This is a genomic window from Streptosporangiales bacterium (genome assembly GCA_009379825.1).
Taxonomy (GTDB): domain Bacteria; phylum Actinomycetota; class Actinomycetes; order Streptosporangiales; family WHST01; genus WHST01.
In genome coordinates this window covers 24,340-46,975 of sequence record WHTA01000013.1, presented here as the reverse complement: position 1 = coordinate 46,975, position 22,636 = coordinate 24,340, and the positions used below count along the sequence as shown (strand labels likewise).

The window sequence follows — 22,636 nt, the reverse complement described above, 5'->3', positions numbered from 1 at the left end:
GATGGACGCAGCGCACGCCACGGTGGTCGTCGTGATGGGTGTCTCCGGGTCCGGGAAGACGACGATCGGGCAGCGGGTCGCCGCGCAGCTGGGGTGCGAGTTCCTCGAGGGCGACGAGCGGCATCCGCCCGCGAACGTGGCGAAGATGCGTGCCGGCGAGCCGCTCGACGACGAGGACCGCCGGCCGTGGTTGCGCGACCTGGCCGGGTGGATCGCTTCGCGCCTGGGCGGCGGCGACGGTGGCGTGGTCGCGTGCTCGGCGCTCAAGCGCAGCTACCGCGACATCCTCCGCGGCGGCGCCGAGGGGGTGTTCTTCGTCCACCTGGCGGCGAGCCGGGAGGTCATCTCGCAGCGCGTCGCCAGCCGTACGCACGACTTCATGCCGGCCGACCTGCTCGACAGCCAGTTCGCCGACCTGGAGCCGTTGCAGCCGGACGAGGTCGGGGTCACCGTGGACGTGACCCGCGACCGGGCGAGCATCGTCGGCGACATCGTCGCGGCCATCGAAGCCGCCCGCTGACGGGCGGTCAGACGCTGCGGACGACCTCGTCGTAGCCGAGCCGCGGGTTGCGCGGGTGGTAGGCGTCCCGGCGCGGTCGAAGCCGACCATTGGGCCGGCGGCGAGTCCGGCGGCCCGGATGCCGACGATCACGTAGCCGACCTGCAGTGCCGCGTTGAACGTGGCCTTGTCCGTACGGGTCGGGTCGGTGGCGAGCAGCGGCTGCGTGTTCGCCGACGTCGGTGCCCACTTGACCAGGTCGTAGATCGCCTCGCGGATCAGCAGGGTCCTGCACAGCCTGTGGGGTGGGTCACGCGGAGCGTGAGTGGCCGGTGGCCACCGGGCCGGCTCGTGGTCGGTTGCCCGTCCCGTCGAGTACGGCAAGTTTGAAGAAGCGCACCACGCCACCTCGCCGGATACTGAGCGATACGTGGACGACGTGGAGGGATCGCGATGACCGAAGTGCTCCTGCTCGTAGGCACCCGCAAGGGACTCGTGCTCGCACGCAGCACCGGCGACCGCAGTGGCTGGCAGTTCGACCCGCTGCGGTTCACGATGAACGCGGTCTACGCCGTGGGCGTCGACACCAGACGTGCGACACCGCGGCTGTTCGCCGCGGCGGACAGCGAACACTGGGGACCTTCGCTGTTCCACTCCGACGACCTCGGCGCCACCTGGGTGGAGCCGGAGCAGGCGCCCGTCCGGTTCCCCGAACGCACCGGGGCGGCGCTCGCCCGGGTGTGGCAGGTCCAGCCGGGGCCGGCGAGCCAGCCGGACGTGGTCTACGCCGGCACCGAGCCGAGCGCGGTGTTCAAGTCCGTCGACGGCGGCGACAGCTTCACGCTGGTCGAGGGTCTCTGGGACCACCCGCACCGGAAGGACTGGTTCCCCGGGTTCGGTGGCCAGGCGGTGCACACGATCGTGCCGCACCCGGTGGACACCGAGCGGGTCACCGTCGCCATGTCCACCGGCGGCGTCTACCGGACCACCGACGGCGGGGCGAGCTGGTCACCGACGAACAAGGGCATCTCCGTGCGCTTCATGCCGGACCCCGAGCCCGAGTACGGCCAGTGCGTACACAAGGTCGCGAGCCACGCCGGCCGGCCGGACCGGATGTTCGCGCAGAACCACCACGGCGTCTACCGCAGCGACGACGGCGGTGACTCCTGGCGGGAGATCGAGACCGGGTTGCCGAGCAACTTCGGTTTCCCGATCGTGGTGCACCCGCACAAGCCGGACACCGTCTACCTGTTCCCGCTGACCGCCGACGGTGAGCGGATGCCGCCCGAGCTGGCGTGCCGGGTGTACCGGTCCGACGACGCGGGCGAGAGCTGGCGGGCGCTGTCCGCCGGGCTGCAGCAGGAGGGCTACTACTCCACCGTGCTGCGCGACGCGATGTGCACCGACACGGCCGAGCGGGCCGGGGTGTACTTCGGCAGCCGCAACGGCGAGCTGTACGCGAGCAACGACGAGGGAGAGAGCTGGCAGACCATCGCGCGGAACCTGCCCGACGTGCTGTCGGTGCGGGCGGTGACGCTGTGATGGAGGTTGTCGTAGTGGTGCCAGGCGCGCTGCGGCAGTACACCGACGGCGCGTCGCAGGTCGCCGTCGACGTGCCGGCCGACGCCACCATCGGCACGGTGCTCGGCCGGCTCGCCGAGCAGCGGCCGGTTCTGCACCGCCGCATCCAGGACGAGGCCGGCAGGCTGCGCCGGCACGTGAACGTGTTCGTCGGCGACAGGAACATCAGGGACGCGCAGCTGCTCGAGACGAAGCTCGCGTCCGGCGACGAGGTCACCATCCTGCCCGCGGTGTCCGGGGGTTAGAGTCGCCTACTCGTGGGCACGGACGCAGCGGGCGAGCTGGTCGCCATCCCGGCGGGGCGGGTGACGCTGTCGGACCGAAGAACGCAGCGCACCTGGTCGGTCGACGTCGGGCCGTTCCTGCTGGCCGCCGTCCCGGTCACGCAGCTGCGGTACGGCCAGGTCACCGGCGGGCACCCGAGCGCCGGGCATGGCGAGCGGCTGCCCGTCGAGAGCGTGTCGTGGTGGGACGCGGTCCGGTTCTGCAACGCGTTGTCGCAGCGTGAGGGGTTGGCGCCCGCGTACCGTCTCAGTGCCGACACCGAGACCGTCGAGTGGGACGCCGCCGCCGAGGGTTACCGGCTACCGACCGAGGCCGAGTGGGAGCACGCCTGCCGCGCCGGCACCACCGGCCCGCGGTACGGCGAGCTCGACGCGATCGCCTGGTACCGCGGCAACTCGGACGGGCGGGTGCACGACGTCGGCGGCAAGCAACCCAACGCGTGGGGTCTGCACGACATGCTGGGCAACGTGTGGGACTGGTGCTGGGACGTCTACGACGCCGCCGTGTACGGCGAATACCGGGTGCTCCGCGGCGGTGGGTGGTCCGACGAGCACTGGAGCTGCCGGGCCGCCGTGCGCCGCCGCAGCCACCCGACGTTCGAGATCGACGACGTGGGGTTCCGCCTCGCACGCTCGACCGTCGCGCGCTAGTCGCCCGGCTCGGCGTCCCTGCGCGGCCCTGGCAGGGCCAGGTGGAGCAGGTAGCTCACGATGCTCACCACGATCGACCCGGCTACCGCCCACCAGAAGCCGTCGACCTGGAAGCCGAAGCCGAGCTTGCCGGTGATCCACGCGGTGAGCAGTAGCAGCGCGGCGTTCACCACGAACGTGAACAGGCCGAGGGTGAGTACGTAGAACAGGCAGCCGACCGTCTCGATGATCGGCTTCAGCACCGCGTTGATGACGCCGAAGACGCACGCCACCACGACCAGGGTCACCGCACGTTCGGCGCCTGAGCCTGCGCCCGCGCTGATGCCGGGCAGCAGCGTGGCCGCCCACAGCGCGAGTGCCGTGATGACGATCTTGGCTAGCAGCCGCATCCATCCATCCTGACACCAGAACCCGGTCAGTTGGTGCGCAACGCCGTACGCGCGGCGGCCGCCGCCTGCGCGCCGTAGCCGCTGCCGAAGAGCACGGCGTGCACGAGCAACGGCCAGAGCTGGTGCAGCGGTATCCGGTCGCGCCAGCCGTCGGCCAGTGGTGCGCCGAGGTCCGTGGCCGCCTCGCGGTACGCGTCCACTAGGCGGTCGAGATGCGGGGCGCCGAACAGCGCGAGCATCGCCAGGTCGGTCTCCCGGTGGCCGCCGTGCGCCGCCGGGTCGAGCAGCCAGCAACGGCCGTCCGCCGCCCAGTGCAGGTTGCCGCTCCACAGGTCGCCGTGGATCCGCGCCGGCGGTTCCGCCTGGCCGGCCAGCTCGCCGAGCCGGTCCGCGACGCGTTCCACCAGGGCCAGCTGGTCGGCGTCGAGGTGGCCGCGGTCGAACGCCTGCCTTGCGTACGGCAGCAGCCGCCGCTCGGCGTAGAAGGTGGGCCAGTCGGCGGCGGGCGAGTTGTCCATCGGCAGCGACCCGATGAAGCCGGACCACGGCGCGCCGAACGAGTCCGCGCCGGCCGCGTGCATCCGCGCAAGCTCGCCGCCCAGCTGCTCCGCCGCCGTGGCGGACGCGCCTGCCGTAGGCACCCACGCGAGCGCGATACCGTCCTCGCCGGCTGCCAGTACCTCGGGGACGGGCGGACCGCCTGCCTCGGCGAGCCAGCGCAGGCCGGCCGCCTCTGCGGCGAAGAAGTGCGCCGGCGGGTCGGCCATCGTCTTCACGAACACCGACCGGCCGTCGGTGAGCGTGACCCGGGCGCAGTCGCCGATGCAGCCGCCGCCTACCGGCTGCCAGTCCTGCGTCGGCTGACCGAGCAGCCGGTTGGCGACGTCGGGGAGAGCACTCCTACCTGGCATGGCCCCGACGCTACCGGTCAGCGCACCTCGCGCACCTCGCCGCTGGCGAGGTCGTAGACGACGCCGCGGATGACGTCCCTGGCCGGCAGGAACGGATCGGCGGCCAGCTCCGCGACGGACTGCCGCACCCGCTCGTCCAGGTCGCGGAAGCCCGCCACCGGCCAGTCGGGCACCTGGCCGGTCTCCTCCCTGAGGACGGCGGTGAACTCCTGGTCGTCGACGTCGAGCATGCCGCAGCCGGTGTGGCCGAGCACCACGATCTCCGTCGTGCCGAGCAACCGCTGGCTGATCGCGAGGGTCCGCCGGACGTCGGCGGTGACGACGCCGCCGGCGTTGCGCAACACGTTCGCGTCGCCGAGGGCCAGGCCGAACAGTGCGGCCAGGTCGATTCTCGCGTCCATGCACGTCAGCACCGCGACGCGCCTCGCAGGCGCGCGAGGGAGGTCAGCCACCTTGACCGGCGCGCGCGTACTGGCGTGGGTGAACATCTCGTCTGAAGTGCGTGCGGCCACGGGCAGAACCCTACTGGGCGCCGGTCAGCGGGAGATACGGTCCAGGTCGTTGCGGACCGCGTCGAGCAGACCCGGCATGGCCGCCTCGGTCAGCCGGTAGACGTGCTCGAAGTCGCGCAGTGGTCCGCCGTACGGGTCTGGCACGTCCGGCCCGTCGGCGTCCGGGTCGTAGTCGCGCAGCAGCCGTACCTTGTCGGCATGCTGGCCGGCGTGTTGTTGCAGCGCCCGTAGGTGGCCGCGATCCAGGCCGATGACGAGGTCGAGCGTGCCGAGCTCGGCCGGCCGGAACTGGCGAGCGCGCAGCTGTGAGCCGTCCAGGCCGTGCTGCGCGAGCACCTCGACGGTGCCGTGCTCCGGTGGGTCCCCGACGTGCCACGAGCCGAGACCCGCGCTGGCCACGGCGACCGCATGGCCGAGGCCGGCCCGCTCCACGTGGGAGCGGAACACGACCTCGGCCATCGGCGAGCGACAGATGTTGCCGGTGCAGACGAAGCACACCCGGAAGGGCTGCGGGTTGGTTTCAGCCATGCGTGCCCTTCCGTGGGTGCTGCCTCGTCAGCTGGCGGCGGCCGCGTCGGTGGCGGGCGCCGGTGCGGTGCTGTCCTGCGCGGTGCCGTTGGTGCTGGCCGGCACCGTGCCGTCCTCCCTCATGGAGTTCAGCAGCGTCTTGGCGAGCCCCATGCCGGTGCCGCCCAGGGTCAGCGCCTTCGCGAGCATGTCCGATACGCCGTCCGCGCCGTTGAGCACGACCATGTGGTCGACGTTGCCGAGCGCCTGGGCGCCGGCCGACACGATCTCCGGCCACTTCTCCGCCAGCTGCTGGGCGACGACGGCTTCCTGGTTCTCCGCCAGCGCGTTCGCCCTGGCCTGAATCGCCTCGGCCTCGGCGAGGCCCTTGGCCTTCGCCGCCTCGGCCTCGGCCAGACCGCGGGCCTGGGCCGCAGCCGCGTCCGCCTCACCGGTCGCCCGGGTGGCGTGCGCCTCGGCGTCACCACGCATCTTGGTCGCCTCGGCGTCGGCGTTCGCGGAGGTCTGTACGCGCATCGCGTCCGCGTTCGCCCGCAGCTCGGTCTCCCGCGCCTCGGCCTCGGCCGAGGAGATGCGCGCGTCGCGCTGCGCGTCGGCCAGCGTCCTGGTCTCGTACGCCTTCGCGTCGGCCGGCTTACGGACCTCGGACTGCAGCTTCTGCTCGGCCAGCTGTGCGGACAGCTCGGCGCCCTCGGTCTCCGCCCGGATGACGTCCTGCCGTGCGGTGGCCTCGGACAGCGGGCCCGCCTGCCGCGCAGTGGCGGCGGCCTTGTCGACCTCGGCCTGGTACGACGCCTGCTTGATCTGACTGTCCCTGATCGACAGCGCCTTCTCCGCGGCGGCGACCTGCTCGGACTTGGTCGCCTCCTGGTCGCGCTCGGCCTCCGCGATCCTCGCCTGGGCGGAGATGGCGGCCGCGTGCGGCTTGCCGATGTTCTCGATGTAACCGGAGTGGTCCTGGATCTCCTGGATCTGCAGCGAGTCGACGATCAGGCCGAGTTTGCTCATCTCGTTGGCCGACGAGCTACGGATCTCCGAGGTCAGCTGCTCGCGGTTGAGCAGCAGGTCTTCGACGGTGAGATTCCCTATGATCGACCGCAGGTGGCCGGTGAACAGCTCGTGGATGGTCTCGTCCATCTGCTTCTGCTGGTCGAGGAACCGGCGCGCGGCGTTCGCGATGGAGACGAAGTCGTCGCCGACCTTGTAGATGACGACGCCCTGGATACTCACGGGAATACCTTGCTTGGTCACGCACTCGACCTCGAGGGACGCGGCGCGGGAGTCGAGCAGCAGCCGGCGGGCGGTCTGGAAGCCGGGCATCACCATAGCGCCCTTACCGGTAATGATCTTGAAGCCGAGGCTCTCGGCGGCGCCGGTGCGTTCGCCTCGGGCGCCGAGGCCGGAGATGATCAGGGCCTCGTTCGGTTCTGCGACCTTCCAGACCAGGCGGAAGATGATCACGATCACGATGACCGCGACCACCACCGCCGCAGCGATGTAGAGATAACTGGTTAACAGCAACGTTCACTCCTTCGTCGACCGGGGGCCGTCCCCCGGGCAGGTCCAGTCAGACGTTCGGTGTGGAGTGGGACGGGGTCAACTCGTCGATGGCTCCGATCAGCCGTACGCCGCTGTCACGTAGATTGTGCGCGGCGGATGGTATTCGGTGACCACCACGATCTGGCCCTCTTCGAAGCTCTCGTCCGGAACCGTCGGGTACGCATAGAACGCTTCGACGCCGCCACGGACCTCGAGCATCACCTCGCCGACAAGACCGGTCGCGATCTTGCCGGTGACCCGGCCCTGTCTGCCGACCAAGGAATCCCTCCACGGTGAACTACTGCAGCCACACGGTAGCGGAGTGCCGCGGCTCGTAGGAGCGAGCGTCGGCGGAAGTTACCAAAGAGATCGTTGCGCGGCGACTACCGGTCTCCCTGCCGCGACATCCTATCCACCGCGTCGGTGAGGCTAGACAGCGGAAGCTCCTCGCCGTCGAGCCGTACGGGTACGACGTCCGTGCTGCTGGCGAGGCCGATCCGGTGGAACGCGACCCGGCCGGCGTTCTCGACCACTACGGCCGCGCGTCCTTCGGTCGCCTCGGCGTCCGGCTGCGGCCACGGGTGGACGACGATGTCGGAGATGGTGAGGTCGCGGTAGTCGAGCTGGCTGATCTCGCTGTCCACTTCGCTCTGCCCCCAGCCGGCCACCCGGAGCGCGTACAGCCCCCCGATCCAGCCGATCTCGCAGTCCGAGACGGAGATCCGGGAGCTGACCTGCGACTCGCCCGGGGACTCGTGGAACCGGTCGGTGTTGTCGCCGGGCAACAGCCGGAAGCCGATCTCCACGCCGGACATCCGTGCCCGCTCGACCGTGACGTCGTGTACGGAGCTCAGGTAGAAGCCCTCGAACGCCTTGCGTACGTACAGGTCCTCGATGGTCAGCTGGTGCGGGTGGTACGTTGGGCCGGTGAGGTCGTCCACGCTCTCGCCGGGCGCGCCCCAGTGCGCGGCGACGCCGGTGCCGCCACCGCTGACATGCACCTCGGCGAGGTGGATCCGGCGTACGGCACCCATCACGGCGATGCTGTTGGCCGCGCACCGCCCGGCGCGGAGTACGTGGATCCGCTGCAGCGAGACGTCGGCCAGCCAGTCCGCGGTAGCCGGATAGAGGTACTGGCCGACGGTGACGGCCGTCCAGCGGTCGCCGTCGTGCGGGCCGGGATACGCGGCCGGCAGCTCGAGGCGCAGGTCGGAGATGCTGCACCGGGAGCCGAGGATGTGCACGAACGGTTGCTCGACCGGCTCGACCTGCGCCAGGGTCGCCCGCGGTAGCCCACCTGGCGGGCCGTGCAGCGACCAGCCGTCGGTCAGCACGAGCCCCTCGGCGAGCGGATGGCGGCCGGCCGCGACGTGGATGCGCCCGGGCGTCGCGGTGGCCAGCAGCTCACGCAGGATGGCGGTGTTCTCGTGCGGGTCGTCGGTCAGCGTCGGCTGATGCTCGGGCACGGTTGCGGTAGCCAGGTCGGTCGTCTCGCTCATCCGTTCCTCCGCGACCGCTTCGATCGCTGTCCTCCGACAGGTGCCGCGGTGGCCTGGCTGACCACCAAGGCCGCAACGCGGCCCCTACCTCTGGCCAGCTCCTCAGCTCCTTCGCTACTCATGCCTGCCCGTACCTCGCGGATACCAGCTGCCAGTGCATCCGCCGGTCGGCGAGACGGGTCAGCGGCCCGCCGTCGGTGGCGACCACGCCCAGGTGGACGAGCGCGGCGCCGTCCGGTGGCTCGGTGCAGGTGACGGCGATCCGGCCGCCGGCAGCCGCGGTGATCTGACAGGGCAGCTGCCGGCTCGACCCGATCGGCACCAGCACGGCGCGGAGCTGGCCGCGGGCCAGCAGCTCCGCGCCCGTGCGCGAGCTGAGGCCCTGGTCGAGCGGCCGGGCAGCCTTGCGTACGCCACGGACGGCGAGGTGCCGCATTCGCCGGCGCAGGTCGGTGCCGAAGTTCCCCAGCTCGTGCTGTGCGACCAGCTGCGCCTTCTGCCTGGTGGACAGTGGTGGCTGGCCGGGCGCCGGCTTCGGGAACACCAGGCTGCCCCGGCCCGGCCGCGCCGGGTCGGGACGCACCTCGCCGACCAGCTGTGGCTGCAGCGTCCACGTGACCGGCCCTGGCACCGCCGGCATCGGCTGTGCCACGAAGTAGTCCGCCCGTACGTCGATGGCCGTGCTCTCGGTGCTGCCGCCCGCAGCGATCAGGCCGAGCCGGTCACACGTTGGCGCGTCCAGGGTGGCGCCGGGCCGGGTGGGCATCGGCGGCTCCGGCCCGGTCGGCGTGGCGTGTACGGCGTCCACGCGCACGCCGACGGCCGGCCGCTCGGTGGTCGGCTCCGCCCACGCGGGGACGTGCGCCTCGACCTCGGTGACGTCGATCACCAGGAAGCCGTCGGCGGGCAGCTCTTCCGCAGCAAGCGGGAAGCTGACCCGTTGCCGTGCACGCAGCCCGAAGTCGGTGACGCGGCGCGCCAGCAGCACCGTGCCGCGGGTCGCGCCCTGCGCCCGTACGGCGAGCAGCCGGGCGCCGTGCGGCGTGCGCGGCTGGACGTGTTCCGGCACCAGCCGTTCCCACCAGGCCGCGGTCTCGGCGTCCGCGGCCAGCTCGACGGTGACCCGCACCGGCCCGGTCGGCTCCGCGACCTTGACGGCGAACAGGCCGGGGCTGGTCTCGAACCGGCCGACGACCCCGTCGCCGCGGGTGAGACCGTCGACGAGCTTCAGCTCCGGCTGCCCACCGCTCGTGACCGCTCCCGGCACCGGGAGCACCTGCGTCGGCTGGTCGAAGTCCGTGCCGATGCCGAACGCGGCTGGCGAGGTCGTCGTCATAGGTCGCTCGCTTCCAACGCGGTCAGGTCGATTCGGGTGAGGAACGGCTCCCTGCGTTCCCACATCCGCCGGGTGGCGGTGAACGCCGGGTCGCCGTCGCACTCCATGCCGGCCATGGCGATCCGGATCACCCGCAGCAGCTGGTCGCTGGCGCCGACGTCCCAGTGCGGCACGAGCGGTGTGCTGACGTCGTTGCCGCTGCGGTAGAACCAATGCCACAGCCGGGCCCGCTCGATCTGTTCCTGCGTGATCAGCGAGTCGCCGGCACACAGCGAGTCGAGCGAGTGGTCGAGGATGGCCCAGTAGTCGTCCTTGTCGGCCGCCACCCTGGACAGGCCGCACGAGCTCCACTCCGACCAGCCGGCCTGCACTGCCGGGATGCCGTACGCGGGCAGCTCGTTGCTGACGCTGCCGCGCACGGTGACGCCGAGGTCGAGCATGCTCCACAGCATGTTCTTGCTCAGCGCGCGGCTCGGCCGGAACGCCATATGGCCGGCGTCCGCGTGGCGTTCGGCCACCTCGTCGAAGAACCCGGTGACGTCGTAGAGCGCCTGGCTCGGGTGGTCGAGGAACAGCCAGCTGACGTCCGTGCGCTCCCGCGCGTACGCCGCAGTCTCCTCGAACCAGCCGGCGAGGTCGTCGAACGTCTCGAGGTTCGTGTTCAGCGCGTCGGAGACCGCGTGGTTGAAGACGGCGACGACGGGCTTGTCGCGGTCGAAACCCATCCGGTCCACGGCGTGCAGCCGCAGCTGGGCGCGCTCGGTCGCCGTGGCCAGGTCCATCGTCGCGCTGCTGCCTGCACGCCACCACGACGGCCGGCCGAGGTTGCCCTTCGCCCGCCACGCGACCAGCTCCGCGCTGCGCCTGATCTTCTCCCGGTTCGCCCAGAGGTACTTCTCGAAGTACTCGCCGATCTGCACGGTGAGCTCGCCGCGGAAGGTGCGGGTGCCGGTCGCGTGTTCGGGGAACAGCGTGTACGCCTTCAGCGAGCCGGTGCTCTGCACGTGCACGACCGGCACGGCGAACCTGGTCGCGGACTCCACGGCGAGACCCCAGTGGTTGTAGTCGACGTGGCTGGTGACCAGGGCGGCCGGCTGCAGCGAGTGGCAGAGCGCGTCGTAGACGCGGGAGAACTCGGCGCTGCGGCCGCGCACCCGTGTGTACGCCTCGCCGTCCATGTCGGCGGCGCTCAGCCGCGGCACCCGCAGCACCCGGCACGCGGTGGCCCGCACCACGTGGTCGAGCTGGGTGGGGTCGATCCCGTTCGGCGCACCGTCCATCGGGATCCGCTGGCCGGCCACGTCGATGGTGTCGGGTACGTCGATGCCGGCGGCGAGCCGCTTGTCGATGATGCTGTGGATGTCGATGACGGCATCGGCGCCGTAGGCACGGGCGAGCTCCTCGACCTTGGCGACGTCGAAGTCGCTCCACAGCGCCGCGTACCAGTCCTCGTCGGTACCGGTGAGCACGGCGAGCTTGGCGGGGAAGATCCGCCGCAGTGCGTTCGCGACGGTGAGGTTGCGCAGCGACACGCGGATGTCCTGGTGCAGTGCCTCGACCAGGATCCACCGTTCGTCGCCGGTGGTGTGACGCTGGACGTTGTTCCGCCAGAACACCTCCGCGGTGCTACAGAACCTGTCGAACTCCCTGCCCTGGGCCTGTAGCCTCATCGCCCAGCTCCTCTCCGGAACAGCCTTCGCCACACCGCACCTGCCGACCGGACCAGCCGGTTCCCGACCCGGTAGCTGGTGGACGTGCGTACCCGCCGTAACTCGGCATCCCGCTCTTGCACGACCCGGTCGAGCCACCGCAGCTGTGCGTGCAGCTCGCTCGGCCGGTCCTCACCGGCGGGTGGAGAGGGTACTGCGACGAACGTCCTCCCGGTCCGCTCGTCGTGCGCCTCCTGCCAGCCCACCAGGTCGACGATCTCCGCCGGCTCCCGTCGGTGGCCGAGGCCGAGCTCCTGCCTGGCCACCTTCTCCGCCACGTCGGTCGGTACGACGTGGCCGTGCATCTCCGCCCACTCGGTGCGGATGCGCTCGGCACCGCCGGGCACGATGTCGTCGTCGGCGAGCCGCATCGGGTCGCCGTACACCCCGACCTCGCAGCCGACCGACGCGCCGTAGAGCACGGCGGTGCTGAGGCGGTTCGAAACCACCCGGCGGTGCCGGCGCAGTTCGGCGAGCTGCCGGTGGAGGAAGTCCACGTTGGCGTCGTGCCGGCCGCGGCCGCGCCTGCCGTGCGTGATCACCCGGAAGCCGGCGCGCTCGTAGCTGCGCCTGACGTCCGGGGTCTGGTACTCCAGCCAGTACAGGCAGACGGTGACCGGCCCGCTCTCGTGCGCCCTGATGGTCGCGGCGAGCCTGCGGTGGTCGCCGGTGACCGGTTGCTTCTCCCAGCCGTGGAACGGGTAGACGATCGTGCCGCGGCGTTCGCCGGCGTGCTCGTCCTGCGGCGCGAGCGCGAGCAGGTACGCCCACGGGGCGCCGAGGACGTGGTAGTCGCGCAGGCCGAGCTCGTGGCCCCGGGCGCGCGGCCCGTCCGACCACACCAGCTTCGGCACGCCAGGCGCCAGGTCGGCGCGCGGGTCGAAGCCATGATGGACGTTCCAGCCGTGCTGCAGGTACCCCCAGATGCGCGGCGGGTCGCACCAGTCCGCCAGCCCCGCGTAGCGCGCGAGTACGTGCGCATGCCCGTAGAAGTAGTTGATGTGGTGCACGAGGTCAGCCCAACGCCGCGACGAGCGCCTCGACGGTGCGGTCCTGGTCGGCCTGGGTGAGGTCGGGGAACAACGGCAGCGAGAGCTCCTCGGCGTAGAACTGCTCGGCGTTCGGGCACAGGCCGCGCCGGTAGCCGAGGTCGGCGTACACCGGGTGCCAGTAGACGGGGACGTAGTTGACCTGCACCCCGATGCCGGCCGCGCGCATCTTCTCGTAGACCTCGCGTCTGCGGCCGTCTAGCACGCGTACGGGGAACAGGTGCCAGGTGGCCTCGGAGTCCGCGCGCTGCTCGAGCAGCTGGATGCCGTCGACGCCGGCGAGCAGCTCGCGGTACCGCTCTACGAGCGCGAGCCGGCGGCTGCGGAACGCCGCCAGCCGGTTCAGCTGGGCGAGGCCGAGCGCGCAGAGCACGTCGGGGAGCCGGTAGTTCACCCCGAACTCGTGCACCTCCTGGTGCCAGCCGCCCTCGTCCGGGTACCGCAGGTCGCCGTGGTCACGCACCAGGCCGATGGTGCGGAACCGCCTGGCACGGGTGGCGATGTCCGCATGCGGTGTCGCCACCGCGCCGCCCTCTGCCGTGGTGAGGTTCTTCGTGGGGAAGAACGAGAACGTCGTGACGTCGGCGACGGAGCCGACCGCCCGGCCGCGGTACCGCGAGCCGATGGAGTGGGCCGCGTCCGCGATCAGCAGCGCACCGCAGGCGTCCGTGACCTGACGCAGCGCGTCGTAGTCGGCGGGCTGGCCGGCGTAGTCGACCGCCGTGACGGCGCGGGTGCGGGAGCTGGTGGCCGCCTTCGCCGCCTCCGGGTCGAGCAGGCCGGTGGCCAGGTCGATGTCGGCGAAGACCGGTGTGGCGCCGAGGATCGACGCGCACGACGCGGTGGCGACGAACGTCATGGGGGTGGTGACGACCTCGTCGCCGTGGCCGACCCGGCAGGCGGCGTACGCCGTGTGCAAGGCGGCCGTCCCCGACGTCACCGTCACGCACTCGGTGCCGCCGGCCCAGGCGCCCAGCTGCTCCTCGAACGTACGCACGGCTGGCCCGGTGGTGAGCCAGTCACCCTGCAACACCTCCGTCACCGCGGCGATGTCTTCGGCGGTGACGGACTGGCGGCCGTACGGCAGCATTTCGTTGCGTTTCCTCTGCGGTCAGAGTTCGGGCAGCATGTCGCGGATCTGGTCCACGTCGAGCCAGAGGTCGTTGGTGTCGGAACGGTACGCGAAGCCGTCCGACAGTGCGACGCCGTCCTTCGGCGGTTCGTAACCCCAGGTCGCGATCGTCGGCTGCAGGACGTACCTGTCACCGAGCTGCAGCGCGCGCCTGCCCTCCTCGGGCGACACCATCTCCTCGTGCAGCTTCTCGCCCGGCCGCACCCCGATCTCGTGCATCGGCGCGTCCGGCGCGATCGCCTGGGCCAGGTCGACGAGCTTCATGCTCGGGATGCGCGGCACGTAGAGCTCGCCGCCGGCCATCAGCTCGAACGAGTCGACGACGAACTGCACCGCCTGGTCGAGGGTGATCCAGAACCTGGTCATCCGCTTGTCGGTGATCGGCAGCGACTTGCCCTCCGCGCCGAGCTTGCGGAAGAACGGGATCACCGAGCCGCGGCTGGCCATCACGTTCCCGTACCTGACGACCGCGAAGCGGGTCGGGTGGTTGGCGGCGTAGTGGTTCGCCGACACGAAGAGCTTGTCCGCCACGAGCTTGGTCGCGCCGTAGAGGTTGATCGGGCTCGACGCCTTGTCGGTCGACAGCGCGACGACCTTCTGCACGCCCGAGTCGATCGCCGCCTCGACGACGTTCTGCGAGCCGGTCACGTTCGTGCGTACGTACTCGAACGGGTTGTACTCCGCCGTGTCGACCTGCTTCAGTGCGGCCGCGTGCACGACGTAGTCGACGCCGTGCATGGCGCGCATCAGCCGGTCGCGGTCGCGGATGTCGCCGAGGAACCAGCGCAACCGCGGGTCGTCTTCGAAGAGCTGACGGGCCTCGTACTGCTTCAGCTCGTCCCGGGAGATGACCACGATGCGACGCGGCTCGTAGTTGTCGAGCACGTGGCGGATGAACGTCTTCCCGAAGGAGCCGGTCCCGCCGGTGACGAGGATGTCCGAGCCATTGAGTATCGACACGCCGATACAGCCTTCCCGGCGCACGCCTGCGCGTAGTGAAACGTTAGTGGGTCCGCGCGAGAAGCTAGGTAGCGAAAGTGACGCCCACATGAATTCAAGGGGGTATGGAAGGTGAAGCGCGGCCGTCGAAGGGTGACGCCGCGACTTTGCCGTGCTCAGATGGGTGTCGATGAACAACTACGAAGGCGGTAGCCCCACCGTCGTCGGCGTCCTACAGGCGCGCATGGGATCCACCAGACTGCCCGGCAAGGTGCTGCACCCGTTGGCAGGGCGCAGCGTGCTCGGGTGGGTGGTGCGTGCCGTACGTGTAGCCGACTGCCTCGACGAGCTGATCGTGGCCACGACCACGGACTCCGACGACGCCCCGATCGTCGCGGAGTGCGAGCGGCTCGGCGTAGCCGTCGCGCGCGGCGACGCGGACGACGTGCTCGGCAGGTTCCTGACCGCGACTGAGAACCTCAAGCCGGACGCCATCGCGCGGTTCACTGCAGACTGTCCGTTGCTCGATCCCACGCTCGTCGCCGCGTCGGTCGCCAGCTGGCGAGCCGCGCCGTGGCTCGACTACGTGAGCACTGCCATGCCGCGGTGCGTGCCGCGCGGCATGGACGTCGAGGTGGTACGCGGCGAGGCGCTGCGCGAGCTGGACGGGATCGCCGAGGCGCATCACCGTACGCACGTCACGTCCGGCATCTACACCAACCCGGGTCGGTACCAGCTGCTCGGTCTCGGTATCCAGCCGAACGCCGCTGACCTGCGCGTCACCCTGGACACGACCGACGACCTCGCCATGCTCGAGGCGATGGTGGCGGAGCTCGGCGACCGGCCGGCCGCGCTGCCAGAGGTGGTGGCGTTCCTGCGGTCGCGGCCGGAGATGGTCGAGCTCAACGCGCACGTCGAGCAGAAGGTGCTGGAAGCAGGTTGACCGCGCCCCGGATGGTCGCGTTCTGCTGCGACGCCGGCCCGCAGATCGGGGTGGGCCACGTGATGCGCTGCATCGCGCTGGCCGAGGCGGTCGCGGCGCGCGGTCTGCGTCCGGTGTTCTTCGCCTCGGTGGCTGACCTGCCGTGGGCGGGTGCGCAGCTGCGGCGGCGGGGGTTCCAGGTGGTCGCGTCCGCAGACGACCCGAGCGCGTACCTGCGTGCGGTGCTCGGTCGGCAGCCGGCCGCCGTGGTGCTCGACTCGTACCTGTTGCCGGCCGAGGTGTCCGAGGGCTTCCAGGCGGCGGGTGTGCCCGTGCTCGCGATCGTGGACGGCGAGCTGGCCGGCCACCGCGCCGACCTGTACGTCGACCAGAACCTCGGCGCGGAGGACGCGCCGGTCGACCTGCCCGCGGGCGCAGTGCGGCTGGCCGGGCTGCGGTACGCGATGCTGCGTGCCGAGATCGCGCAAGCGCGTCCCGCGCAGCCGGGCACCGGCGCCGAACCTGGCGTGCCTCATGTGCTGGCGTTCTTCGGCGGCACCGATGCGTTCGGCGCTGCGCCGGTGCTCTGCCGCGCGCTGGCGCTGACCGGGCAGCCGTTCACCGCCACCGTGGTCGCGGCCGCTGCCGACCGGGTCGCGGAGGTCGACGCGGTGCCGCTGGCCGGCGGGCAGCGGGTCACGGTGATCCCGCCGACCGACGACCTCGCCGCACACGTGCTCGGCGCGGACCTGGTGCTCGCCGCGTCCGGCACCTCGCTGTGGGAGCTGCTCTGCCTCGGCGCGGCGGCCGCGGTGGTGTACGTGGCGGACAACCAGCTCGTCGGCTACCGGCGGACGGTCGCCACCGGCGCGGTCGCCGGGCTGGGCTCGTTGCGCGACGTACGCAGCGACCCGGCGGCGGCCACCGCCCGGCTGGCCGAGCTGCTGCGTTCGGCCGACGAACGCGCAGCGCTGCGCCGCCGCGGCTGGGCCCTGGTCGACGGCCGCGGCACGGCGAGGGTTGCCGACGCCCTGCTCGACGTACTGTCCGCCGAGCATCAGCACGCCTAGCCGATGATCTCGTCGGCGACCCAGCGTGCGACGTCGGTGGGGTAGGGCGCGGGGAGTCCGAGCACGATGTGCCGGAAGCCGGCGTCGACCGCTCGGCCGGTCGAGTCACGGACGTCCTGGGGACGGTCGTAGTCGACCGGGAGGTAGATCGAGCGGGTGATCGCGGCGGGGTCGCGGCCGACTTCGGCGCAGTAGCGGTCCAGCAGCTTGCTGCGTAGCGTCGCGTCGTCGATGTCGTCGCCCGGCATGTTCCATAGGTCGGCGTGCTCGGCGGCGACGCGCAAGGTCCTGGCGGCACGCCCGCCGATGAGTACCGGCGGGCCGGGGCGCTGAACGGGTTTCGGGTTGCAGAACGCGCCGGTGAGCTGGGTGTGCCGGCCGTCGAAGTCGAACGGTTCGTCCTCCGTCCAGAGCCTCCGGACGAGGGCGCAGGTTTGGGCAAGGCTCGCCACGGCATGTTTCGCGTCGTCATACGGGAGTCCGTGGGCGTCGTACTCGCGTCGGGCCCACGGGATGTCGGTACGCGAGCCGGCGCCGATGCCGAAGTCGAGCCGTCCGTCGCTGACGATGTCGACGGTTGCGGCGATCTTGGCGAGCATCGCGGGCGGCCGGAAGCGGTTGCTGGTCACGAGCAGCCCGAGGCGGAGCCGTCGGGTCTGCGCGGCGAGCGCCGCGAGCAGCGTCCAGCCCTCGTAGGTCGGGCCGTTCGGGTCGCCGAAGATCGGCAGCAGGTGGTCGAACAGCCAGGCGTGCTCGATCTCCGGGACCTCGTCTGCCTCACGCCACACCCGCAGTACGTCGTGGTACTCGACCTGGGAGGGGGCGGTCATGATGCCGAAGCTCGGTCGGGTCACCACGGGACCACCCCGGCGTCCTCGAAGAAGCCACCCGTCGGGCCGTCATCGGGCAGGGTCGCGAGCCGGATCGCGATCGCCGCGCCCTGTTCCGGGGTACGGACGCCGCGGAAGCCGTTGAGGTCGGTCGCGCAGAAGCCGGGGCAGCCGGCGTTGACCAGGATGCTCGTGTCGCGCAGTTCCCTGGCGTACTGGACGGTGACGGCGTTGAGGAACGACTTCGACGGCGAGTACGCGGCGGACAGCGGTCCCGGTTCCTCGCCGGGAACCGACTGCCGGGTGAGCGAGCCGCCACTGCTCGACATGTTCACGATCCGCGGCGACGCCGAACGGCGCAGCAGCGGCAGCATCGCGTTGGTGACGCGGATGACGCCGATGCCGTTCGTCTCCAGGGCCGTCCGTAAGGTCGCAAGGTCCACCGTCGTGGGGTCTTGGGGCATGGCACCGGTCACGCCGGCGTTGTTGACGAGCACGTCGAGGCGACCGGAGCGGTCCGCGAGCAACCTGGCGGCTGCCGTCACGCTCGCGTCGTCGGTCACGTCGAGCGGCACGCCGAACGCATCGGCGCCGGCTGCGCGCAGCTTCTCCACGGCCGCCTCGCGGCGCTGATCATCGCGGGCGCCGACGCCGATGCTCCAGCCGAGTGCGCCGAGGCCCGCGGCGATCTCGTATCCGATTCCCTTGTTCGCGCCGGTGACCAGCGCTGTCGTCTGTCCGCTCATGCCCTCGAGCGTGCCCGCGGCCCGGTCGGCACCGCCAACACCGGCTGGGTGGGCAGCAATACCTCACGGGTATCGATCGCGAGGTACCGTGTCGCCATGGAGACGCGGGAGCTGAGGTACTTCGTCGCGGTGGCGGAGGAGCTGCACTTCGGCAGGGCCGCGCAGCGGCTCGGGATCGCGCAGCCGCCGCTGTCGCGGGCGATCCGGCTGCTCGAGCGACGGCTCGGGGCGACGCTGCTGGCACGCACCAGCCGGGCGGTCACCCTGACCGAGGCCGGGTCGGTGCTCCTGCGGGAGGGCCGGGCGGCGCTGGACGCGGTCGAGGCCGCCGACCGCCGTACCCGCCGCGCTGCTCTTGCCGCGACCGGCCAGGCCGGCGTGGTCCTCGCCACGAAGGCCGGCGCGTCGAGCGAACTGCTGGCGAAGCTGCTCGACGCCTACTCCGCCGAACCCGATGTGGTCACCATCGACGTACACCTCTGCGGGATCGGTGAGCAGGAGCCGCTGCTGCGCGACGGGCGGGCCGACGTGGCGATACTGCACCGGCCGTTCGACGCGACGGCCGGTTTCGACACCGAGGAGCTCTACACGGAGGGGCAGGTCTTGGTCCTGCCGGCCGGGCATCCGCTCACCGGGCGGAGCCACGTGCTGATGGACGAGGTCGCCGAGCTACCCGGCCTGCCGATGCCGCGCTGGCCCCGCCGTGACGGCACGGACCCGGAAGGGCCAGGTCCCGAGGTCAGGGACCACACGCAGCTGTTGCAGCTGGTCGCGCTCGGCCGCACCTCGGTGATCCTGCCGGAGTCGATCCGCTCCCAACTGCGCGGCGACCTCGTCACGGTGCCGGTGCTGGACGCGCCGAAGGTGACGACGGTGATCGCGTGGCCACCACACAGCCGATCACGGGCGGTCGCCGGCCTCGTCCGGACTGCGACACGTCTCTAGGTCGGTCGGGTGCGGCGGTTTCGGTAGAGCCGGACGGCGACGCCGACCCAGGAGATCGCGATGACCACTGCCACCGCCAAGTACACCTGGTCCTGGTATTCCACCGGGTACACGACGTCGCGTACGTAGACGTCGAGGAAGGCGCCGGGCAGCTCCGGTTGACCGCCACGCACCCGCAGGGCGTTCTGCAGCACCGTCAGCGGACAGACGACCCCGGCGAGCACGATGGCGAGCGCCCAGCCGCTCGCGAGCGCGTGCACGAAGAACGTCTTCGGGAAGCGCCAGGCGAGGAAGCCGCCGACGACGAGGTAGACCAGGTACCCGGCGTGCACGCAGGCCACCGCCACCGCGAGCCACCGGAACACCATCGCGACCACCTTCCCGCGCGGCGCGCGAGCCGTGTGGCTGGCGAGGCTACAGCAGGTCCCAGCCGAGTGGGGTGCCCTTCGCGGCGTCCTTGCGGAACGTCCGGCCGAGTACGTCGTCGATGGCCGCAGGCGGCAGGCCGCCGGCCGGCCGGATCGACCGGACGTTCGCCGACGTCACCTCGTCGCCCGCGCGGACGTCCGCCACCACGAACAGCGAGCGCCGGAAGCGCAGGCCCTCCGCCTCGGACGCCACCGGGCCGATGTCCGTGCTGCCGAGCGCCCGCCACGCGGTCTCCGTCTCCCGCCGCAGTGTCGCGAGCTCGGTCGGTTCCAGCGAGAACGCGGAGTCCACGCCGCCGTCGCCGCGGTCCAGCGTCACGTGCTTCTCCACCGCGACGGCGCCGAGGGCGACCGCGGCCACCGCGGCGCCGATGCCAGGCGTGTGGTCGGACAGTCCCGCGTGCACGCCGAACGCGTCCGCGAGCACCCGCAGGCTGCGCAGGTTGCTGTGCTCGGGTGGCGCCGGGTACGAGGCCGTGCACCCGAGCACCACGAGCTGGTCGTTGCCGGCCGAGCGTGCGGTGCGTACGGCGGCGTCGATCTCCGCGAGGCTGGCCATGCCGGTGGAGATGACCAGCGGCTTGCCGGTCTCCGCCATCCGCCGTACCAACGGCAGGTCGACGATCTCCGAGGAGGCCACCTTGTACGCGGGCGCGTCCAGCCGTTCCAGGAAGTCCACGGCGGTGGGGTCGAACGGCGAGGAGAACGCGACCAGGCCGAGGTCGGTGGCGAGCTCGAAGATCGGTTCGTGCCACTCCCACGGCGTGTGCGCCTCGGTGTAGAGCTGGTACAGGTTCCTGTCCGCCCACAGCTCGTGGTCGGACGACAGCCGGAACAGCGGGCCGTCCACGTCCACGGTGATGGTGTCGGCCGTGTACGTCTGGAGCTTCACCGCCTGCGCGCCGCTGTCGGCGACGGCCCGCACGATGTCGAGCGCGCGGTCGAGCCGGCCGTTGTGGTTGCCCGACACCTCGGCGATGATCAGCGGCGGCTGGTCCGGCCCGATCTCGTACTTGCCGAACGGCACGGGGGCAGCGGTCATGCGTTGCTCTCCTTGCGGGCCCTGCGGTCGTCGCGGTGCAGCCGGATCGGGTACACGACGACCGGCTGGCCGTCGCCGTCGCGCATCTGTGGCTCACCTTCGGTGAAGCCGAAGCGCTTGTTCATCCGCCGCACGACCGTGTTGTGTTCCAGCACCTCGCCGGTGAGCACGTCGACGTCCAACACGCCGAAGGCGTAGTCGAGCGCCTCGCGCTGCACCTCGAGCCAGGCCGGCAGCGTCTCGCCGCGTTCGTCCAGCCCGGCGAGGTCGAGGAAGAAACCCCAGGCACAGGTGCGGGCGGCCGGGTCGAGGTCGAAGAAGTTGACCACACCGCTGGGGACGCCGGACTGCTCGTAGACGAGCGTCCGGCGGGCGGGGTCACTGCGGACCACCGTCCACCAGTTCCGGTGCTCCTCGGCGCTGATCTCGTGCGAGGTCAAGCTGACCGCTCGGACCTGCTCGTGATTGCGCCAGCTCCTGATGTCGGCGAGGTCCGCCGTCGTGGCGTCACGTAACACGGTTCCCCAGCATGCCAGCGGCGGGAGCGCCGGTCTGCACGGTGAGCTGGACGTTCACGCAGCCGACGGTTCGAGTTCATATCCGGGACGTTCCAGCTGGCTAGCGTCCGCGAACATGGCCTCACTTGACCGTGCGCGGATCCGTGACCTGATGGCCGACGTGCTGTCGGCCAAGGGCGTTACCCTGCCCGACGACGAGTCGACCGACCTGGCGAGCATCGGCTTCCGGTCGCTGGACTTCTCCGAGCTCGCGCTGCGGGTGGAGGACGAGATCGGCGCGGAGCTGAACTTCGACGCACCGGGGCTGCGCAGCATCACCACGACGGGTGACGTGCTCGACTTCCTGCAGAAGCTGGCGGCCTGATGGAGCTACGGGGGGACGCGAACCGCATCGTCGTCGACGGCGAGGCGGCGAACACCTGGGCCGACCTCGGGGGCGGGGCCGCGCTGCCGGACCCGGTCGCGGTGCTCACCGACGACCCGCGAGCGGCGTTCGCCGCCGTCCGCGGGCACGCCGCCGGCGGCGGCGAGCTGTTGCTCGTCGCGGCCAGCCGGGCGGACGACGAGATGCGGGCGGAGCTGCGGGCCGCCGGCTTCCACCTCGCCGACGGCCACACGGTGCAGTCGCCGACGCAGCCGCGACCGGCGGAGCCAGACCGGGTGTGGATCCTCACCAGCGGCAGCACCGGGCGGCCGAAGCGGGTCGGGCACACGCTCGCCAGCCTCGCCACGGTCGGCACCGAGCAGCCGGCGCGCACCTGGCTGTGCCCGTACTCACCGGGTACGTACGCCTGGTGGCAGCTGGCCATGCTCAGCCTCACCCAGCCAGGCCAACACCTGGTGGCGGTGAGCGCGGACCGGTTGGTCGACTGGCCGGAGATCGCCGTGAAGGACGGGGTCACGGCGGTCTCCGGCACGCCGACCTTCTGGCGGCAGACGCTGTTCCGTAGCGGGGCAGAGCTGGCCGCACTGCCGTTGGAGCAGGTGACGCTCGGCGGCGAACCGGTCGACCAGGCGATCCTGGACCGGCTGCGCGAGACGTTCCCCCGCGCCAGGGTGAGCTGGATCTACGCGTCCAGCGAGGTCGGTGCGGCGATCGTCGTGCACGACGGCCGGGCGGGCTTCCCGCGCCGCTGGCTGAACCGGGCGGCGCCCGGGCGGCCGCTGCTCAGCGTGGAGGGCGGCGAGCTGGTGGTGCGCTCACCGTACGCGGGCACCAGCCTGGACGGTCCCGTACATACCGGCGACCGGGTCGAGCTGACCGCCGACCGGGTGCTGATCATCGGCCGGCGCGGCAGCGACGAGATCAACGTGGGCGGCTCGAAGATCTCCGCAGGCGTGGTCAGGGACACGTTGCAGGAGCACCCGTCCGTGGCGTGGGCGCGGGTGCGTGCCAGGCGGGCGCCGATCGTCGGCCACGTGGTCGTCGCCGACGTGGTGACCGACGGCACCGTCGACGTCGCCACCCTCACCCAGTGGGCGGCCGGCCGGCTGCCGGAGTACGGCGTGCCGCGCCGGTTCACCGTGCTCGAGGAGATTCCCGTGAAGGAGACCTTGAAGAGTGACGTCTGAGCGAG

Annotated in this window: 25 protein-coding genes and 2 pseudogenes; 9 read left to right on the top strand and 18 right to left on the bottom strand. The window is 71.5% G+C overall.

Annotated elements, in window-relative coordinates; all coding sequences use genetic code 11:
• Position 1: 1 nt before the first annotated feature.
• Complete coding sequence (locus GEV07_09330) at positions 2 to 520, top strand: AAA family ATPase (GenBank protein ID MQA02902.1); 519 nt, start codon at positions 2 to 4, stop codon at positions 518 to 520.
• Positions 521 to 527: 7 nt separating this feature from the next.
• On the opposite strand, the pseudogene GEV07_09325 reads toward GEV07_09330, so the two are convergent.
• Positions 528 to 685, bottom strand: a pseudogene (locus GEV07_09325) (nitroreductase family protein).
• A 267-nt stretch (positions 686 to 952) separates the two neighbouring features.
• Here GEV07_09325 and GEV07_09320 point away from each other — a divergent pair.
• Genes GEV07_09320 through GEV07_09310 form a run of 3 tightly spaced genes read left to right on the top strand, consistent with a single transcriptional unit; the run spans position 953 to position 3,015 of the window.
• Entirely contained in the window at positions 953 to 2,041 is a 1,089-nt protein-coding gene (locus GEV07_09320; GenBank protein MQA02901.1) for an exo-alpha-sialidase, read from the top strand.
• Entirely contained in the window at positions 2,041 to 2,325 is a 285-nt protein-coding gene (locus GEV07_09315) for a molybdopterin synthase sulfur carrier subunit (GenBank protein ID MQA02900.1), read from the top strand. The genes GEV07_09320 and GEV07_09315 overlap by 1 nt, the downstream gene beginning before the upstream one ends.
• A 36-nt stretch (positions 2,326 to 2,361) precedes the next feature.
• On the top strand, positions 2,362 to 3,015 hold the full coding sequence (locus tag GEV07_09310; protein ID MQA02899.1) for an SUMF1/EgtB/PvdO family nonheme iron enzyme: 654 nt from the start codon (positions 2,362 to 2,364) through the stop codon (positions 3,013 to 3,015).
• On the opposite strand, the gene GEV07_09305 is transcribed toward GEV07_09310, so the two are convergent.
• The 12 genes and pseudogenes from GEV07_09305 to pseB form a co-directional block, all read right to left on the bottom strand.
• Positions 3,012 to 3,404, bottom strand: a complete 393-nt coding sequence (locus tag GEV07_09305) for a phage holin family protein (protein MQA02898.1) — start codon at positions 3,402 to 3,404, stop codon at positions 3,012 to 3,014. The two genes, GEV07_09310 and GEV07_09305, sit on opposite strands and share 4 nt — an antisense overlap.
• 26 nt (positions 3,405 to 3,430) lie before the next feature.
• A complete protein-coding gene (locus GEV07_09300; protein MQA02897.1) occupies positions 3,431 to 4,315 on the bottom strand; it encodes a phosphotransferase in 885 nt (294 codons plus the stop codon).
• A gap of 17 nt (positions 4,316 to 4,332) precedes the next feature.
• On the bottom strand, positions 4,333 to 4,827 hold the full coding sequence (locus GEV07_09295) for a carbonic anhydrase (GenBank protein MQA02896.1): 495 nt from the start codon (positions 4,825 to 4,827) through the stop codon (positions 4,333 to 4,335).
• 24 nt (positions 4,828 to 4,851) lie between these two features.
• Positions 4,852 to 5,355, bottom strand: a complete 504-nt coding sequence (locus GEV07_09290; GenBank protein MQA02895.1) for a low molecular weight phosphotyrosine protein phosphatase — start codon at positions 5,353 to 5,355, stop codon at positions 4,852 to 4,854.
• 27 nt (positions 5,356 to 5,382) lie between these two features.
• Entirely contained in the window at positions 5,383 to 6,873 is a 1,491-nt protein-coding gene (locus GEV07_09285) for a flotillin family protein (GenBank protein ID MQA02894.1), read from the bottom strand.
• Between the two features lie 99 nt (positions 6,874 to 6,972).
• Positions 6,973 to 7,173 carry a hypothetical protein gene (locus GEV07_09280; protein ID MQA02893.1) on the bottom strand — a complete coding sequence of 67 codons (201 nt, stop codon included), beginning with the start codon at positions 7,171 to 7,173 and terminating at the stop codon, positions 6,973 to 6,975.
• A gap of 104 nt (positions 7,174 to 7,277) precedes the next feature.
• The gene (locus GEV07_09275; protein MQA02892.1) at positions 7,278 to 8,393 is read right to left on the bottom strand and encodes a hypothetical protein; all 1,116 of its coding nucleotides are present in this window, start codon (positions 8,391 to 8,393) and stop codon (positions 7,278 to 7,280) included.
• Between the two features lie 118 nt (positions 8,394 to 8,511).
• A complete protein-coding gene (locus GEV07_09270; protein MQA02891.1) occupies positions 8,512 to 9,729 on the bottom strand; it encodes a hypothetical protein in 1,218 nt (405 codons plus the stop codon).
• Positions 9,726 to 11,399, bottom strand: a complete 1,674-nt coding sequence (locus GEV07_09265; protein MQA02890.1) for a hypothetical protein — start codon at positions 11,397 to 11,399, stop codon at positions 9,726 to 9,728. Before GEV07_09265 ends, GEV07_09270 begins: the two co-directional genes overlap by 4 nt.
• 236 nt (positions 11,400 to 11,635) lie before the next feature.
• Positions 11,636 to 12,448: pseudogene (locus GEV07_09260) on the bottom strand (hypothetical protein).
• Between the two features lie 4 nt (positions 12,449 to 12,452).
• Positions 12,453 to 13,577, bottom strand: coding sequence for a UDP-4-amino-4,6-dideoxy-N-acetyl-beta-L-altrosamine transaminase (locus GEV07_09255; protein MQA02889.1), 1,125 nt, complete (start codon positions 13,575 to 13,577; stop codon positions 12,453 to 12,455).
• Between the two features lie 21 nt (positions 13,578 to 13,598).
• Complete coding sequence (gene pseB / locus GEV07_09250; protein MQA02888.1) at positions 13,599 to 14,579, bottom strand: UDP-N-acetylglucosamine 4,6-dehydratase (inverting); 981 nt, start codon at positions 14,577 to 14,579, stop codon at positions 13,599 to 13,601.
• Positions 14,580 to 14,748: 169 nt separating this feature from the next.
• Between pseB and GEV07_09245 the strand changes: the two genes are divergently transcribed.
• Both GEV07_09245 and GEV07_09240 read left to right on the top strand, forming a co-directional pair.
• Positions 14,749 to 15,501: an NTP transferase domain-containing protein gene (locus GEV07_09245; protein ID MQA02887.1), complete on the top strand. Its 753-nt coding sequence runs from the start codon at positions 14,749 to 14,751 to the stop codon at positions 15,499 to 15,501.
• A gap of 11 nt (positions 15,502 to 15,512) precedes the next feature.
• A complete protein-coding gene (locus GEV07_09240) occupies positions 15,513 to 16,550 on the top strand; it encodes a spore coat protein (protein MQA02886.1) in 1,038 nt (345 codons plus the stop codon).
• On the opposite strand, the gene GEV07_09235 is transcribed toward GEV07_09240, so the two are convergent.
• Together GEV07_09235 and GEV07_09230 are read right to left on the bottom strand one after the other, a co-directional pair.
• Complete coding sequence (locus GEV07_09235; GenBank protein ID MQA02885.1) at positions 16,547 to 17,380, bottom strand: LLM class flavin-dependent oxidoreductase; 834 nt, start codon at positions 17,378 to 17,380, stop codon at positions 16,547 to 16,549. The genes GEV07_09240 and GEV07_09235 overlap by 4 nt on opposite strands.
• A 20-nt stretch (positions 17,381 to 17,400) precedes the next feature.
• The gene (locus GEV07_09230) at positions 17,401 to 18,126 is read right to left on the bottom strand and encodes an SDR family NAD(P)-dependent oxidoreductase (protein ID MQA02884.1); all 726 of its coding nucleotides are present in this window, start codon (positions 18,124 to 18,126) and stop codon (positions 17,401 to 17,403) included.
• Between the two features lie 96 nt (positions 18,127 to 18,222).
• Here GEV07_09230 and GEV07_09225 point away from each other — a divergent pair, with 96 nt between their 5' ends.
• On the top strand, positions 18,223 to 19,071 hold the full coding sequence (locus GEV07_09225; GenBank protein MQA02883.1) for a LysR family transcriptional regulator: 849 nt from the start codon (positions 18,223 to 18,225) through the stop codon (positions 19,069 to 19,071).
• Here the strand turns inward: GEV07_09225 and GEV07_09220 are convergent.
• From GEV07_09220 to GEV07_09210, 3 genes are read right to left on the bottom strand one after another with little or no spacing between them, the layout of a single operon-like run.
• On the bottom strand, positions 19,068 to 19,439 hold the full coding sequence (locus GEV07_09220; GenBank protein ID MQA02882.1) for a DUF2784 family protein: 372 nt from the start codon (positions 19,437 to 19,439) through the stop codon (positions 19,068 to 19,070). The genes GEV07_09225 and GEV07_09220 overlap by 4 nt on opposite strands.
• 46 nt (positions 19,440 to 19,485) lie before the next feature.
• Positions 19,486 to 20,541 carry a pseudaminic acid synthase gene (gene pseI / locus GEV07_09215; protein ID MQA02881.1) on the bottom strand — a complete coding sequence of 352 codons (1,056 nt, stop codon included), beginning with the start codon at positions 20,539 to 20,541 and terminating at the stop codon, positions 19,486 to 19,488.
• Positions 20,538 to 21,059 carry a GNAT family N-acetyltransferase gene (locus GEV07_09210; GenBank protein ID MQA02880.1) on the bottom strand — a complete coding sequence of 174 codons (522 nt, stop codon included), beginning with the start codon at positions 21,057 to 21,059 and terminating at the stop codon, positions 20,538 to 20,540. Before GEV07_09210 ends, pseI begins: the two co-directional genes overlap by 4 nt.
• A gap of 115 nt (positions 21,060 to 21,174) precedes the next feature.
• On the opposite strand from GEV07_09210, the gene GEV07_09205 reads away from it, so the two are divergent.
• Positions 21,175 to 21,423 (top strand): acyl carrier protein, encoded by a 249-nt coding sequence (locus GEV07_09205; protein MQA02879.1) that lies wholly within the window; start codon positions 21,175 to 21,177, stop codon positions 21,421 to 21,423.
• A complete protein-coding gene (locus GEV07_09200) occupies positions 21,423 to 22,631 on the top strand; it encodes an AMP-binding protein (GenBank protein ID MQA02878.1) in 1,209 nt (402 codons plus the stop codon). The genes GEV07_09205 and GEV07_09200 overlap by 1 nt, the downstream gene beginning before the upstream one ends.
• Positions 22,632 to 22,636 lie beyond the last annotated feature (5 nt).

Bases quoted from the DNA above. Each gene is read 5' to 3' on its own strand.
- GEV07_09320 (MQA02901.1), top strand. From the start codon at position 953: ATGACCGAAGTGCTCCTGCTCGTAGGCACCCGCAAGGGACTCGTGCTC.
- pseI (MQA02881.1), bottom strand. From the start codon at position 20,541: ATGACCGCTGCCCCCGTGCCGTTCGGCAAGTACGAGATCGGGCCGGAC.
- GEV07_09290 (MQA02895.1), bottom strand. From the start codon at position 5,355: ATGGCTGAAACCAACCCGCAGCCCTTCCGGGTGTGCTTCGTCTGCACC.
- GEV07_09315 (MQA02900.1), top strand. From the start codon at position 2,041: ATGGAGGTTGTCGTAGTGGTGCCAGGCGCGCTGCGGCAGTACACCGAC.
- GEV07_09305 (MQA02898.1), bottom strand. From the start codon at position 3,404: ATGCGGCTGCTAGCCAAGATCGTCATCACGGCACTCGCGCTGTGGGCG.
- GEV07_09230 (MQA02884.1), bottom strand. From the start codon at position 18,126: ATGAGCGGACAGACGACAGCGCTGGTCACCGGCGCGAACAAGGGAATC.
- GEV07_09275 (MQA02892.1), bottom strand. From the start codon at position 8,393: ATGAGCGAGACGACCGACCTGGCTACCGCAACCGTGCCCGAGCATCAG.
- GEV07_09220 (MQA02882.1), bottom strand. From the start codon at position 19,439: ATGGTGTTCCGGTGGCTCGCGGTGGCGGTGGCCTGCGTGCACGCCGGG.
- GEV07_09225 (MQA02883.1), top strand. From the start codon at position 18,223: ATGGAGACGCGGGAGCTGAGGTACTTCGTCGCGGTGGCGGAGGAGCTG.
- GEV07_09265 (MQA02890.1), bottom strand. From the start codon at position 11,399: ATGAGGCTACAGGCCCAGGGCAGGGAGTTCGACAGGTTCTGTAGCACC.
- GEV07_09255 (MQA02889.1), bottom strand. From the start codon at position 13,577: ATGCTGCCGTACGGCCGCCAGTCCGTCACCGCCGAAGACATCGCCGCG.
- GEV07_09300 (MQA02897.1), bottom strand. From the start codon at position 4,315: ATGCCAGGTAGGAGTGCTCTCCCCGACGTCGCCAACCGGCTGCTCGGT.
- GEV07_09205 (MQA02879.1), top strand. From the start codon at position 21,175: ATGGCCTCACTTGACCGTGCGCGGATCCGTGACCTGATGGCCGACGTG.
- GEV07_09240 (MQA02886.1), top strand. From the start codon at position 15,513: ATGGTCGCGTTCTGCTGCGACGCCGGCCCGCAGATCGGGGTGGGCCAC.
- GEV07_09235 (MQA02885.1), bottom strand. From the start codon at position 17,380: ATGACCGCCCCCTCCCAGGTCGAGTACCACGACGTACTGCGGGTGTGG.
- GEV07_09200 (MQA02878.1), top strand. From the start codon at position 21,423: ATGGAGCTACGGGGGGACGCGAACCGCATCGTCGTCGACGGCGAGGCG.
- GEV07_09245 (MQA02887.1), top strand. From the start codon at position 14,749: ATGAACAACTACGAAGGCGGTAGCCCCACCGTCGTCGGCGTCCTACAG.
- GEV07_09270 (MQA02891.1), bottom strand. From the start codon at position 9,729: ATGACGACGACCTCGCCAGCCGCGTTCGGCATCGGCACGGACTTCGAC.
- GEV07_09330 (MQA02902.1), top strand. From the start codon at position 2: ATGGACGCAGCGCACGCCACGGTGGTCGTCGTGATGGGTGTCTCCGGG.